This window comes from Paenibacillus rhizoryzae (assembly GCF_059686995.1).
In genome coordinates this window covers 1-14,382 of record NZ_JCAALT010000024.1, presented here as the reverse complement: position 1 = coordinate 14,382, position 14,382 = coordinate 1, and the positions used below count along the sequence as shown (strand labels likewise).

15 protein-coding genes and 1 pseudogene are annotated in these 14,382 nt (G+C 45.4%); 7 read left to right on the top strand and 9 right to left on the bottom strand.

Annotated features, from left to right (window positions below):
- The first annotated feature begins 261 nt into the window (after positions 1-261).
- Entirely contained in the window at positions 262-516 is a 255-nt protein-coding gene (locus tag AC6ESO_RS30295) for a DUF7660 family protein (protein ID WP_497094591.1), read from the top strand.
- Between the two features lie 194 nt (positions 517-710).
- Here AC6ESO_RS30295 and AC6ESO_RS30290 read toward each other — a convergent pair.
- Positions 711-1,609 (bottom strand): annotated as a pseudogene (locus tag AC6ESO_RS30290) (IS110 family RNA-guided transposase); the annotation flags it as partial.
- A 308-nt stretch (positions 1,610-1,917) separates the two neighbouring features.
- Here AC6ESO_RS30290 and AC6ESO_RS30285 point away from each other — a divergent pair.
- The 3 genes from AC6ESO_RS30285 (at position 1,918) to AC6ESO_RS30275 (ending at position 3,445) form a co-directional block, all read left to right on the top strand.
- Positions 1,918-2,169 carry a cold-shock protein gene (locus AC6ESO_RS30285; RefSeq protein ID WP_497094590.1) on the top strand — a complete coding sequence of 84 codons (252 nt, stop codon included), beginning with the start codon at positions 1,918-1,920 and terminating at the stop codon, positions 2,167-2,169.
- A 212-nt stretch (positions 2,170-2,381) separates the two neighbouring features.
- The gene (locus AC6ESO_RS30280) at positions 2,382-2,897 is read left to right on the top strand and encodes a DinB family protein (RefSeq protein ID WP_497094589.1); all 516 of its coding nucleotides are present in this window, start codon (positions 2,382-2,384) and stop codon (positions 2,895-2,897) included.
- Positions 2,898-3,037: 140 nt separating this feature from the next.
- A complete protein-coding gene (locus AC6ESO_RS30275) occupies positions 3,038-3,445 on the top strand; it encodes a hypothetical protein (protein WP_497094588.1) in 408 nt (135 codons plus the stop codon).
- Between the two features lie 474 nt (positions 3,446-3,919).
- On the opposite strand, the gene AC6ESO_RS30270 is transcribed toward AC6ESO_RS30275, so the two are convergent.
- A complete protein-coding gene (locus tag AC6ESO_RS30270) occupies positions 3,920-4,498 on the bottom strand; it encodes a TetR/AcrR family transcriptional regulator (protein ID WP_497094587.1) in 579 nt (192 codons plus the stop codon).
- A gap of 154 nt (positions 4,499-4,652) precedes the next feature.
- Between AC6ESO_RS30270 and AC6ESO_RS30265 the strand changes: the two genes are divergently transcribed.
- Positions 4,653-5,855: an MFS transporter gene (locus AC6ESO_RS30265; RefSeq protein WP_497094586.1), complete on the top strand. Its 1,203-nt coding sequence runs from the start codon at positions 4,653-4,655 to the stop codon at positions 5,853-5,855.
- Between the two features lie 195 nt (positions 5,856-6,050).
- Here the strand turns inward: AC6ESO_RS30265 and msrA are convergent, their stop codons facing one another.
- Positions 6,051-7,037, bottom strand: coding sequence for a peptide-methionine (S)-S-oxide reductase MsrA (gene msrA / locus AC6ESO_RS30260; protein ID WP_497094585.1), 987 nt, complete (start codon positions 7,035-7,037; stop codon positions 6,051-6,053).
- A gap of 254 nt (positions 7,038-7,291) precedes the next feature.
- On the opposite strand from msrA, the gene AC6ESO_RS30255 reads away from it, so the two are divergent.
- Positions 7,292-7,777, top strand: coding sequence for a C40 family peptidase (locus AC6ESO_RS30255; protein WP_497094584.1), 486 nt, complete (start codon positions 7,292-7,294; stop codon positions 7,775-7,777).
- A gap of 85 nt (positions 7,778-7,862) precedes the next feature.
- Here the strand turns inward: AC6ESO_RS30255 and AC6ESO_RS30250 are convergent, their stop codons facing one another.
- The 6 genes from AC6ESO_RS30250 to AC6ESO_RS30225 form a co-directional block, all read right to left on the bottom strand.
- On the bottom strand, positions 7,863-8,426 hold the full coding sequence (locus AC6ESO_RS30250; protein ID WP_497094583.1) for an NUDIX domain-containing protein: 564 nt from the start codon (positions 8,424-8,426) through the stop codon (positions 7,863-7,865).
- A gap of 150 nt (positions 8,427-8,576) precedes the next feature.
- On the bottom strand, positions 8,577-10,001 hold the full coding sequence (locus tag AC6ESO_RS30245; protein WP_497094582.1) for an immunoglobulin-like domain-containing protein: 1,425 nt from the start codon (positions 9,999-10,001) through the stop codon (positions 8,577-8,579).
- Between the two features lie 249 nt (positions 10,002-10,250).
- Positions 10,251-10,907 (bottom strand): cell wall hydrolase, encoded by a 657-nt coding sequence (locus AC6ESO_RS30240; RefSeq protein WP_497094581.1) that lies wholly within the window; start codon positions 10,905-10,907, stop codon positions 10,251-10,253.
- A gap of 135 nt (positions 10,908-11,042) precedes the next feature.
- Positions 11,043-11,732, bottom strand: a complete 690-nt coding sequence (locus AC6ESO_RS30235; RefSeq protein ID WP_497094580.1) for a hypothetical protein — start codon at positions 11,730-11,732, stop codon at positions 11,043-11,045.
- On the bottom strand, positions 11,729-12,622 hold the full coding sequence (locus tag AC6ESO_RS30230; RefSeq protein WP_497094579.1) for an ABC transporter ATP-binding protein: 894 nt from the start codon (positions 12,620-12,622) through the stop codon (positions 11,729-11,731). Before AC6ESO_RS30230 ends, AC6ESO_RS30235 begins: the two co-directional genes overlap by 4 nt.
- Positions 12,623-12,631: 9 nt before the next feature.
- Positions 12,632-12,994 carry a GntR family transcriptional regulator gene (locus AC6ESO_RS30225; RefSeq protein WP_497094578.1) on the bottom strand — a complete coding sequence of 121 codons (363 nt, stop codon included), beginning with the start codon at positions 12,992-12,994 and terminating at the stop codon, positions 12,632-12,634.
- A gap of 176 nt (positions 12,995-13,170) precedes the next feature.
- Here AC6ESO_RS30225 and xerS point away from each other — a divergent pair, with 176 nt between their 5' ends.
- The gene (gene xerS, locus AC6ESO_RS30220; protein ID WP_497094577.1) at positions 13,171-14,253 is read left to right on the top strand and encodes a tyrosine recombinase XerS; all 1,083 of its coding nucleotides are present in this window, start codon (positions 13,171-13,173) and stop codon (positions 14,251-14,253) included.
- The last annotated feature ends 129 nt before the right edge of the window (positions 14,254-14,382 follow it).

The window sequence follows — 14,382 nt, the reverse complement described above, 5'->3', positions numbered from 1 at the left end:
CATAGTTGATCGACCTTATTCTCCCAGCCGTAGTAGCATTATTGACGGCATTTCTATTTTAATCCTCTGTGGTGCAGCGCTATTTCTTGCGCTGCATGTATGGCTAACGGGAGGGCAGGATAGTGTAATCACTTATCAAAATGGGACTGGAAAGAAAAGTCCACAATAAACATAATACTAACTTGCGGATAGCATGATCAAATTCATGAACCTAATGAAGAACATAGACATTAAGGCAAAATCCTGACAAGGAGGTTTATAATGCAACTACATGAAATGATAAATGAAATAAAATCAAAAGATGATTTGCTGCTGTTTCTTACTGCTCTTAGGAAGGACTTGGTTACAAATAAGGATGACTGGGAAAATCCAACTTTAGACAGTTACCTCGAAGCAATGCAAGGGTGGATACAAGATATGGATGGTTACTATTCAAACGCCAACCAGAGCATTCCAGAACAACCAACGTGGAAGGTTTTTGCTGATATTTTATATGCAGCTAAAATTTACGAATAACTAAGGGGTAAGATAGCACATCGAAGAACAGGCCGCCTATGATTGGCGGCCTGTTGAGCTATTCCAGCTAATAGCTTGTCAATATTTAAATATTAATAATAGGTTTATGAAGTAGTATACTTAAAAAAGTGCATAACAAAGAACCGTCCTCTATGGCACGGAAAGGTCTTCCATATATTTCTATGTCATACTACTTACTCTAAACGGAATGCTTCTTTTGTAGTGAAGATGGCAAAAATCCAGTGGATGAGTTTATTCACGCAAGCAATTATCGCTACTTTGAACAGCTTTCCTTCAGCACGTTTCTTATCGTAATAAGCTCTTAGTTTTTCATTTCTATTACTACGAATTCCACATCGTACCGCTTGGTAAAGGGCAGTACGAAGCCTTCTGGAGCCATGTTTAGTTATTTTATTAATGGTCGCTGTAAACTTGCCTGAAGAAAAAACACTAGGATCTACACCGGCAAAGGCAACCAGTTTCTTCGCGTGATCGAACCGATCGATTTCCCCAATCTCAGCTAAAATTGTTGCAGCAATCTTAGTGCCAATACCGGGTATCGATTGGATTAAATCATATTCAAGTAATTCTTCAGCCAGGGCCTCTATCGATTTCACAAGGGTTGCTAGATGGTCCTGGTATTGAAGAAGCAATTGGATGAGCAGCTGCATGGAGATCAAATGGCTGGGGTAGGCCGTCTCCTTAAAGGGATTTCGCATTGCTGCAGCTACTAAGACTTGAGTGCGCTCCAGACACCATAAACCGGATTTACCACGTCCCGTAAGGCGCTGGATTGTTGCTGTAATCTCCTTTTCAGCCATATCCAAGATTTCTTTAGACGTAGGGTGTAAGGCCAGAAACCGAAGGGAAACTTTTGAATAAAGGTCACCAAATACGCCATGGTATTCAGGAAAAACCTGATCCAGAATCGCTTGAAATTGGAGCTTCACCTGAACATACATACCAGTTAAAGACTCATGCTGCGCGTGAGATAGCGTAAATTCATGAGATGCTGGCCCCGTTTTTTGAAGGGTTCAAATTCTTCTTTATAAAAGAGTGTCCCTAAAAGATGAGCATCAGCGGCATCCTTCTTAAAGCCAACGAGGAACAATAGTTCAATAACATCGTAGAGGCTGCCGAGGGGTTAATGGTTTTGTTTCATTAGGGGGATGACGGTGGATAATGAACCTAAACAAGTGAAAAGAACTTTTATTAATTGGTTATGCGTATTCCTAGGTATTTTAATTATTTCAGTTAGTTTATTTTTATACTTTGTTGGTCAATTTTTCAGGGACTATGCGGTGTAACAGATTGTTCACCAAATTAAGGGCTATGTACTGTCCTAATAATCATCGAAAGTGCTAAACTAACGGGACACGATGTGCCATCGGAGGTGCATATATGAAGAGAAATTGGGGTATTGTCAAATGGTTTAAAGATGAAAAAGGTTACGGTCGGATAATGTTAGACGGTCAGGACGGTAACCATGTATTTGTTCATTTTAGTGAGATACTACCAGACCCGACTAGGTTACCGAACGGCTATCGGTTTCTAAAAGAAGGTCAGAAAGTTGAATTCGACTTATTCGAAAACCCGAATGTCTCGGATTCACAGCGAAGAACCGCTAAAAATGTGAAGATTTTAGAGGACTGATTGCATTGTGAAATCATTTATGATTGTACTATGTTTAGAACTCATTATTAAGCTAACGGGCACTATAGCTCAATACACCTCTATGATGAAGCTGCAGGCATGATCGGCGGCTTTATTACGCTAAAGGGTACGATAGCTGAATGGTATAATTAAATTAAGTAAGCAAATTTAATCAAAACAAATGAATTGGGATTAGAAGGGAGAGGATCTGGATGTTGAACGATTCTTCGGCTATTATCGAGCAATACATACGGAATCTGGATAGATATTCGATAGAGCAGTTGCGATTTAAATGCAAAGAAAACGTATGGTCGGTCGGGCAAATGTATATCCACGTGATCGAAGCGGCGAAAGAGTACATCGGGCATATTGAAACATGCACCAAGGCAACAAACGAAGAGCATGAAGACAAGACAGAAGTCGGAGCGAAGGCGCTTGCCGAAAAAGAGTGGCCAAATATCCTTGTGAAACTTGAGGAACCGCCTAACGCGACAAGCAACCCCGAGAGCAAGGATGAAATCATAGCTGGCCTGGAGCAGGTGCTAGAGAAGTTGGCATACTGGGCAGGTTGCGTAGATAAGGCGAATACGGCTTTCAAGGTGCGCCATGGCTGGTTTGGCTGGCTCAACGCGCGTGAATGGTTTGAGATGGTTGGTATGCACAGCATGCATCATTTACGCCAGAAGGCGAAGCTGGATGAGAAACTGGCGGAGGCAGGCATTAGATAGCCTTATTTTCTAAAGCTATTTGCTCACATATGATTAACCTAACGGGTAACGATAATACAATGACATCAAGGTACCCCAGGAAATCGACTGCCTTACTCTACAACATGGTTGTAATAGCTTGGATGAGGAGGTTACTGGTTATGGAAGTTTGGGTTCCATATGAGAAAGACCGCAATCACCCTCCTGATTTTCGAATAAGATATCGGTTTTACACCATAGAAGAGGGTGGGAGTAATAAATCCGCGTTCCAGGGTTTGCGTTGCGATTTTTCATATGATGGAGACAACATTCAAGAGACTGGAATATTTGCAATTCATCCTGAATTTGAGGATGAGCTGGGAAACATTATTCTCGACAGAAGTCTCCCTGTACCAAAACAAGGGACTGCAAGGATGTGGATACTTTTCCCCGAGATGCGACGGGCAGTACATGTAAATCGAATAAAAATAGGAGTCATTGGTTATTTCATGATGGGGGCAAGAAGAATGGGGCAAGTCGAAGTGATTGAAATAATTGGTCTGGATAAGAATGCGGAAACATTAAGCTAACGGGGAACGATAGCTCAATACAGACACGAAGGCATCCGGACTTGAAAGACCGGATGCCTTTTCTCAAGTAACGGGCAGTATAGTTCAATGAGAAGTGGGCATAATACCTCCAAAAAATTGGGAGGTCATGTCGATGAGGAGAAAGATGGTTTTAACCGCGCTTTTCTTTGTAGTAATGAATGGATTAAATTACGATTCGGTCATCGCTTCAGATATATCGAGTTCAATCTATGCCGTACATCCAAACGATTATTCGGGACAGAAGAGAAGAAAACCAATCATGTTCTTGTCTTTTATCGATATTTATTCTTGTCCTCCGACAACACCCCCCGATATCGGATCCCGTCAAGACATATGTATAAAATACGGGTTTTGTGAAGTAGTAATACAACGCCGAATTCGGGGCTGCTTTTTGGCCATTTGATTTGCATTCATTGCGCCGTTATCACTTAATAAAGATTTGCATTCATTAACTCATTCCAAATTCCTCAATCCATTAAGCGCCAACAAAATAACGGCTTTAATTTTGTCCGCAGTAAATGATTCTCCCGAAACTAACAAACGATAAAATAACGGCCCGTATATCAAATCAATACTGGAATTCACATCCAGTTTGTCGCTGAGTTCGCCGCGATCAATGCCTCTGGTTAATATCATCGCTGATTCCAAGCGTCTTGGCTTTACATAATAATCGCGGAATACTTGCATTAATGACTGATCCATCTGGCCTTGACCAATTAATTCGGCAATGATGTTTCCTTCTTTACTTTCCATAAATGAAGCTAAATTAGTCGCGTGGATCATAATATCTTCCATAACCGATCCGGTGTCCGGTATGGGCATCTGATTTGCTGCAGCTTCGAAGAAACCGTCCGCAACGACAGCTGCTTTGTTCGGCCACCATTTATAGATGGTCGCTTTGCTTACGCCTGCCTTTTCAGCGATTTTCTCTATAGTCACGGCTTCATACCCGTTTTCAAGCAATAGCTCATATGAAACCGATAAGATTAAATGCTGCAGCTTTACATCTCTGGGGCGTCCTTTTTGAGCCATTTCAATCCCTCTTTCCATCCGTTGACTTCAGTATATCGGAATTCAACGTATTTACAAAACGCTCCGTTCATTATATATTGATAACCACACATTAAGTAGACGATACGTTCACTTAATATAAATAATCATCTTGTAGAGGGGAAATTCAATTATCATGAGTAATAGCAAGGCTGCTTCAAAACAACAACACAATATCTCAACGGCTATGATGATTATTTTGGCTGTCGCATGCGGTCTAGTCGTAGCTAATCTTTATTATTCCCAAACACTTGTCGGCCCCATTAGTAAAGCACTCGGACTACCACCAGGTGTAGCCGGCTTAATCGTAACTTTAACGCAAATCGGCTATGTGACTGGTCTGCTCTTCGTTGTTCCGTTAAGCGATAAGCTCGAGAATCGGCGGCTCATCGTGAGTACGCTTCTCGTTGTCGTATTGGCATTGATTCTGGCTGCTGTTTCGCCCGGAGCAGTCATTTTCCTCACTGCAGCCCTATTGATCGGTTCAGGTTCAGTTGTAGCGCAAATCCTAGTCCCTTTAGCCGCATCGATGTCCAGCGAACAACAGCGCGGCCGAGTGGTTGGAAATGTCATGAGCGGCCTATTGCTTGGTATCATGCTGGCCCGGCCGATTTCCAGTCTTGTCGCCGGCCTTTGGGGATGGCGGATGATATTCGTCCTATCCGCGATTCTCATGGCTTTATTGGCACTGATGCTGACACGTGTTTTGCCAACGAGATACCCGGAAAGCAAATTAAGCTATAAACAACTCGTTGCTTCCTTATTTGGCCTATTGAAAATGTATCCCATCTTAAGGAGGCGTGCTTTATATCAAGCCTGCCTGTTCGGATCTTTCAGTCTCTTCTGGACGACGGTGCCACTTCGGCTCGCGGACGAATATGGGATGTCTCAGAGCGGGATCGCCATATTCGCCTTGGTTGGGGTGGCTGGCGCGATCGCCGCACCCATTGGTGGAAGATGGGCTGACAAAGGCTTCACCAGAAGCATTACAATTACAGCCATCTTAACTGCAATCGCATCCTACGTACTCATTGCCATATTTCACGATAAATCGTACTTATCGCTCGCGCTGCTTTTCCTCGTGGCAATCACGCTGGATATGGCGGTATCGGCCAATTTGGTCACCAGTCAGAGGATCATTTATTCACTTGGAAATGAAATTCGCGGAAGACTAAACGGTTTATTCATGGCCATCTTCTTCATTGGCGGAGCGGTTGGTTCATTCTTTGGCGGATTAACCTATGCGCATGGCGGCTGGATATGGAGCACATGTGTAGGTGGAGCGCTGCCAACCTTAGCGTTCCTATATTTCTTAACCGAATCCAAGTCCAAATCATAAAGAAGCGAGGTTGCCAAACGGTAACCTCTTTTTTAAAACTCCCCCGGCTTCTACAAAGGTAGAAGCTGCTCCACCTGAATAAAACCAAAAACTCTCGCTCAAAGCGCGGCAGCCGCTGCTTCGAACGAGAGTTTTTCATTTCCTCCAGCCGTTTAGTTTACTTAACAATAGTTATGTAAACTAAATCGACTCCGCTTATACCGAATTCAACAAATACCCGTAACCCTCTTGCTCCATGTCTTCCTTCGGAATGAATCGCAGCGCCGCAGAATTGATGCAATACCGGAGCTTAGTTGGTCCTGGTCCATCATTAAAGACATGCCCCAAATGCGAATCCGCATTCGCACTCCGCACTTCCGTACGAATCATACGGTGGCTCAAGTCCTGCTTTTCTTTCACATTGCCGCCTACGAGCGGTTTCGTGAAGCTAGGCCATCCGCAGTGCGCATCGAATTTATCAGCTGAACTGAACAGCGGTTCTCCGGACACGATATCTACGTAGATCCCTTCTCCGTTAAAATCCCAAAACTCATTCTCGAACGGCGCTTCCGTGCCGTTATTCTGAGTGACTTCAAATTGAAGCGGCGTCAGCTTCTCGCGTCTTGCTTCACGATCCGCCTTCGTATTCCAGTGACTCTTAATGAACGAATCACGACCGGAGCCTTCACGATACATCCGGTAACGAAGCGGATTCTTGTGATGATACCCTTGATGATAGTCCTCGGCCGGATAAAATGGCGTAGCTGCAACGATTTGGGTTGCAATCGGTTTATCGAAACGACCGCTTTGGCCCAATTCAACCTTAGAACGCTCGGCAATCACGCGCTGCTCTTCACTATGGTAGAAGATCGCAGTCCGGTACGAGTTTCCGCGATCATGGAATTGTCCGCCGGCATCTGTCGGGTCAATTTGTCTCCAGTAAACATCGAGCAGTTTCTCATAGGGATAAATCGAAGAATCGAATGTAATCTGAACCACTTCAGCATGTCCCGTCGTTTCCGAACACACTTCTTGGTAAGTGGGGTTCTCTGTATGACCGCCCATATAACCGGAAATTACACTGATAATTCCGGGCTGCTCCTCGAAAGGAGTCACCATACACCAGAAACAACCCCCAGCGAAAGTTGCTTGTTCCACATGGCTTGAAGACTCGTTATTCGTATTATTCACTTGATCTGTCATGGTCAAGAATCCCCTTTCATTTTGTCGATTTCGCACTGTTTCTATCATATCAAAGCTGGGCCATCATTCCAAACGACGCCATTCTCATTTAACCGCCCCCGAACATGAGAAATTTCTCACTTAATTCTCATAAAGGCCAATATCGCTATAGAACACTCACGATTGACTCCTAATGGTGCAAAAAGGGTGTTTTGGAAGTGTGTTATAGTGTGTAAAGACAAATGGCACCTTGAAGAGCTGGAGGGAATAAACAGATGATAGCAACTAACAAACGTTTACTCAAGAGCATCCTAAGTGTGAGCCTTTGCGCCACGGTTGGATTTACTGCACTGTCACTTAGCACGGCAACGCAAGCAAGCGCTGCAACGGAGAAATCAATAGAATTGATCAACTACGGTGAGAAATACATAGGCACTCCCTATCTATACGGTGCGGTTCCCTATATGACGAATGCTTTCGACTGCTCATCCTTCACACAATATGTATATGATAATTTTAACATTACACTTCCGCGTTCGTCTTCCGATCAATCCGCTAAAGGCAAGAAAATCGCCAAAGGTTACCTAAGTGTAGGAGACCTCGTCTTCTTCAACACCAATGGCATCGGTATTAGCCATGTTGCGATCTATGCCGGCGACAATAAGATCTTGCATAGTGCAGGTAAAAGTGTGAAGATCTCCGATATGTCGACAGGCTATTGGAAGAATTCATTCGTAACGGCAAGACGCGTCCTTAGTTAATCAAGCAAAGAGCCCGTTAAGATGGCATACGGATAGCGTCCGCATCTCCTCTTATCAGGCTCTTTTTTTCATGCGTTGAATCAGCTTATACTCGGAACAACCCGTACCCGTCGAATTGCACGATCGGTTCTTTGTCTTCCTTCAAACCTTCGCCTTGACCATGCAGAGCTACATCGACCAACCACTTCGTGAACCCGGCTACATTCATCGTTTCCATCTCTTGCAAACTGTAGAAGCCTGCTGCATCGACCTCAACACCGTCCGGCACCGGTTCACCGGAAACATACTCCATCGCGAATGCGATATAGACGTTATGAATGTTTCTCGGATGATCGCGGACGGCAACAATGTTCCGGACCTCCGCTTCCACGCCGGCTTCTTCCATAACCTCGCGGCGAATCGTTTCATGTATGAGTTCGTGCTGTTCAATATAGCCGCCCGGATTCGTCCAATACCCTTTACCCGGTTCTTGGGCCCGTCGAACAAGAAGAACCTTCTCGCTCCGAACAACTAATGCGCCAACACCGACACTGTAATTGCCCCAATGCACGAAATTGCAGCCATCAGCTGTGCAGGCTTTCCGAGGCGTACCGTCTACATCTCTTACTTCCAGCGGAGCTCCACACGATAAACAATAATTATTTCCCATAAATGAACTCTCCCGAATTGTCCGATATAGAATTGCCATAATCAGAGCTGCCGGGGAACGTCCATCTCCCCATTCAGCTTCGTTAATCATAGCTCCGGAAGGACTATAGTTCAATAGGTTCTATAAGTCCAATTCGAAAGTATCGAACCTTTATTGCTGCTTCACATTTACCGTAAACACTTTAACATCGCCAATGCCATTATTGCTGATAAAAGCGGTTAAATTAACAGATATATCACCTTGACCATGTGCGGGACGGTGCAGCACGGTTCCGTTGTCCGACAGCACCGCGGTATTGCTTGAATACCAGACAATCGTACTGCCGTAGAAGCCCTTAGATGGCAGCCCAAGCGGCTGAGTTACATAGCCGGCATTGTCATTATCTTTGTAACTAATCGCAAGATCGGCTTTATCAGCTGCGACCTTCTCAGCGTTCGTATATTCCGCTTTCACGGTCAATGTAAACTGCTTCACATCGACTGCTGATCCTCCGGTGATAACAGCCGTCAAGACTACGAATGTATCTCCCGTACCGGCTGCCGGACGGTGAAGCGATTTGCCATCATCGGACAGTACGGCAGGTGAACTAGACATCCATTTAATCGAGGAACCATTCACGCCGTATGCAGGCAATGCATCAAACGGACGAGTGACGCGACCTGCGGAGTCAGATCCGCCAAAATCGATCTGAAGCGCAGCCTTATCTGCTGCGACTCGTTGAGCATCCGGCAGCTGTTCTTTCACTTTCACGATAAAGACCTTCGTCTCTCTATAACTGCCAGATCGGATCTCTGCCGTGAAAATAACAGTCGTGCTGCCATTACCGCTCGAAGGTCTGACTACCTTCTTACCGTCATTGGAAATAACGGAAGGCAGCGTCGATGCCCAAGTCACTGCAGAGCCGTTCACGCCTTTACTCGGAAGCTCTTTAAACGGTTGTGTAACACTATCGATTGTGTCAGAACCGCCGAATACGATGTTTAATGCCTCATAATCTCTCTTCACCCGATCAATATCGGACATTGCCGGAGCGGTAGACTTCACGATGATACGGAATGTTTTTGTTGTTGCGGCGTTTCCGGAACGAATCGTGGCTGTCAAATCGATCGCAGCGTCATTGTACTGCGGGCGATTAATAAGTAATCCATTGCTTGCGAGGACGGAAGTGTTGCTGGAAGTCCAAGTAATGGTGGAACCGTTCTTACCTTTGGAGCTGAGAATGACAGGCAGCGTTACGGATTTAGCATTGTCATTGCCAAGGAATTGAATAGATAGCGCGTTCTTGTCGGCATTTACTTTCGCTAGGTCTTTCTGATACGTGCTGTCGCCATTAGCGCCTGACTCGCATTCCGCTTTGAAGCTGGCAATCATTCGCTTCAGGATCGCACGCGTGCGTTCATTCTTCACTTTAATCAGTACCGCGTTCAGGCGATTCGTGGCGTCTTTACAAGACTGCAACTGCTGCTGGCGACTATCATCGTTGCCACCATTGTGGCTATTCCCATGTGCGAGTGCGGTGCTGCTGCCAAGTAGACACATGGAAAGGACAAGCATTAGTACTGTCCACTTCTTCATGAACCTCTCTCCCTACACCATAAATTAGTGAAAACGCTCACTACAGATACACTTCGTCGCCATGGGTACGTATACGGGGGCCGTTTAGGAATAAATTTCATTTACTGTCGTTAACTGTATGGAATTGGCGCATTTGCGACACTGCGTTTTTCATCTACACTTCAAACGATTGATTGGGTAAAATAGTTGCAGTTTATAAAGGATAATAAGGATAAAAAAAACCGCCCTCAAGGGGCGGTTTTACAGAAGCTAGATCGCGAAGACATGGCTTCCAATCTTCGTTGTTACTTTACGAGTGAGAATCCACTTCGATTTGGCAGTGATCGGATTATAATAGTACAGCGCTTCTTTTGTCGGATCCCATCCGCGAACAGCGTCCTTTGCTGCTAGGAATGCGGTATTGTTCGGCAGCAGCCAATACTGACCATCGGCTACGGCGGTAAAGGCATAAGGCTGCATGATGACATCCGTTAAATTCTTCGGAAATAATGGCGATTTCAATCGGTTCATCACGACAGCTCCTACAGCGACCTGCCCTTTATACACTTCACCTCGAGATTCCGAGTAGATGATACGTGCAAGCTTTGACAGCTCCGGCTTGTTAACCGAAAGCTTCTTCAGCTTTGCCCATGTCTTAGGACCGGCGATACCGTCACTGGTAAGCCCATTAGCACGTTGAAAGTTTGCAACTGCATTACGAGTCGACATGCCATATATTGTCGTGATTTTGTCTTTATAGAAGCCGAGTGTCTGCAATCGGAACTGTAGATCCGATACATCTCCTCCCTGACTGCCTGCTCTCAGAGTTGGCGCTGCTGCAGCATGTGCTTGAGTGCTGTATAACGCGCCTCCCGATAGAAGTACGAAGAATACAAGCGCTGCTGCGATTCTTTTGTGTCTTACCATGGTGTAGAAACCCCTCCATATCCTTTGGTATGAGGCTGATTGTAACACGAATCAACACCTGCCATGCGAATTAAGGGGATATTCTAATGAACTTAAAATTCTCTCATACTGTGCGAATGACAACCTTCGGCTTATTCACACTGTAGCTCTACGCAGCAGCAAGTAGGCCGCAAGAGATAGACAAATCGTAATCGGGAATAGCAATAGAGAAAGTTGAACAGCTGTATGGTCACCGAAGAAATCGAAGATAGCGGACCACCATTCCAAATATTTAACCATATAAAGAATCACGGTCAAGACGAGAACGGCAACAATCGAAAACACATACATCCCATTGCGGCCGAATCGACGATGAACGCTGGCACACAGGAACCCAATCATATAGAGATTCAGCATGACGGAGAAGAAAATCACGATTTGCAAGAAGGCATTCCCGTCTGAAATGTAGGGCAAATGGAAGAAATACAACCTGACTCCCCAGCCATCAATCACACTTCCTTCAATATAGGAAAGCACACATAAGATGATGGAGATCCCTGCGCTAAGCAATGAAATCATTAGCATGGAGCCCAAGAAGAAATCGCGTCTCCTGACGTTTAACCCCAGTGCAAATGGGAATGTTTGCGACAATGAAACAATTCCGATTACCATCATATAGATGAAGATCGACATCAGACCGCCGGTAACAATTTTGTCGTCCACCGGAATGAAAGCGGCAATAAACAGGTTGACTATAAAGCTGGAAAACAGAATGACCCAAGGGAGAAAAAACCAGCCCCATTTGTCTCTTGCATACATTTTGACTACATTTTGTACCATATTCATCGTAACGTCACCTCTTTACGTACTTGATCACTTGTTAGGTAGACAATCAATTGTTGAATGGTAACCGTCGTAATGTCCAATCCCAATGCTTCTGCCGTCTTCTGATCACTGGCAACCAAGCTGCCATAAATCGTTGCCGAGCGATAACCGCCCATACCCTCACTGTGAATGACCTTTTTGTTTGCGATGTAGGATTCGATTTTGGCCACTGGCCCGGTTACCGTATAGGCGCGGCCACGCAGCGAATCTGCCTCTTCATTGAGCAGCAATTTACCTTCATTAATGACGATGATATGCTCCAGCAATCGGCTGACCTCATCAATGAGATGAGTGGACAGAATGATTGTACGAGGGTGAAACGCGTAGTCCTCCATTAACCGATCATAGAAAATCGTTCGTGCCACAGCATCCAATCCCAAGTATGGCTCATCAAATATCGTGATCGGTGCGCGGCTCGCAAGGCCAACGATGATACCGACGGCAGACAGCATGCCTCGAGATAATTTCTTCACTCTGCGCTTTAACGGAAGCTTGAATTCCGCGACCAGCTCACGCGCATATGCGCCATCCCATTGGGGGAAAAATAAAGCAGCCGTCTCAAATACATCTACTACTTTGAAATTGTCCGGATATTTCTGACTCTCTTTAATAAAACAAATTTGACGCAGCACGCGGTTATTCTCGTACGGCTCTTCGCCGAACACGCTGAGCTCTCCGCTTGTTTTAAACAATTGCGCCGTTATCATATGCATAATCGTTGTTTTACCCGCACCATTCCGTCCAAGCAGCCCATAGATCTTATTCTCTTCGATTTGGAAGCTGATATCGTCGATGGCTTTGTAGTTCCCGAACACCTTCGTTAACCGCTTCGCTTCAATTACAGTTTTCATGTGTCAGACTCATCCTCTCCTGCGGATCATATCCGTTAATTGTTCGATCGTAATGCCAAGCTTCTCTGCTTCTTGAATCATCGTTACCACATATTGTTCAAAAAATTGCTCTTTCCGCTTCTCCATCAGCTTCGCTTTAGCGCCGGTTGCGACAAACATGCCAATTCCCCGTTTCTTATATAGAATCTCTTCATCGACTAGCAGATTCACGCCTTTAGCTGCTGTGGCCGGATTAATGCCGTAGAAAGCCGCAAACTGATTCGTCGAAGGAACCTGCGTTTCTTCCGGCATTCCGCCTCCAATAATGTCATCCTCAATTCGCTCTGCAATTTGGACGAATATGGGACGGCTGTCATCGATCTTGATACTCATCGCTACACCACCACATCGGTTAGTTACTCATGTAACTAACTATATAAGCAATGTACTGATCCGTCAAGAGCTCTTCTTTTATTTCCGCCAAGGCCCAGTGCGAACATTCGTTCCAATGTGCGGTTTACTTTGCCCTCCCACTGCTTTAAAATGAGAAATAATGGAGGTGGCTGCGCATGAATATTATCAAAATCAAAGATCGACAGGAGCTTGACCGCAGAACGCCATCAATGCCCTGGTATATCGAGAAATTCATCAACTATAAGCTTCCTGACCTCTCGCCTTCTTCGCTGCTTGAATATGTGCGGGATTATGATACGTTTCTATCTTGGCTGCTCGCGGAAGGATTGGCCGCTGGACCGACACTTCGCGATGTAGAGTTGATTGAGCTGGAACGACTGCATATGGACAGTATCGATCATTTCAAAATGTTTCTAGCGACCCGCCAGCTGCAAGCCAACAGCAGAACAACGATTTCCCGCAAACTATCCTCTCTTCGCTCGCTCTTTCATTATTTGAGCCAAATCGCCGAAGATGAGCAATTTTATCCGCTATTGAAACGTAATGTGATGGCCAAGGTGTCCATCAAACGAACATCGAAGCCGAAGGATACGGCTGCTAAGCTTGAAGGCAAGCTGCTGCAGGAGCAAGAGATCGATGAGTTTATCCGCTACATAAACGAGGACTACGGTATGGAGATTGCTACAAACAAGCAAGCACTCTACTCGTATACGAACAACCGTACACGCGATACTTCCATTGTGAGTCTTATCCTCAACTCCGGACTGCGTGTATCCGAGGTGTTCAACATGAACGTAGACGACATCGACCTGAAGAAGCGCCTGCTCTACGTGTACCGCAAAGGCAAGAACGACGACACGTTTAAGACGCCGGTTTATTTCCGCCAGGAAGCCATGCGTGATCTTCAGCTGTATATCTCTCAGCGTGATTCGCAGTACAAAGCACCTAAACGGGAAAAAGCGCTCTTCCTCGCCATTCCAAACGGCAAGAAGGAAGGCTCGCGAATGACGAAACGAGCCATTCAAGAAATGGTCCTTAAATATGCCAAACGATTCGGCAAGCCCTACCTCTCGGTTCATAAGCTGCGCCATTCCTTCGCGACCGACTACTATCTGCGTAATGACCTGTACAAGACGCAGGAGCAGCTCGGCCACGCCTCGCCGGAGACGACGCAAATCTACGCCCACCTAACGGACAAAACGATGGCCGAAGCCATCGATCGGCCGAAGGAGGCATAGGGAAAGCCCCATACCGGGTTGGTCAAGACCCCATTTAGTGGACAGATAGAAAAAGCCCTACCCAATAAGCTGTCTCCGGTATTGTTCCGGAGACAGCTTATTTAATTTTCTTTGCGGACGATGGTTGTT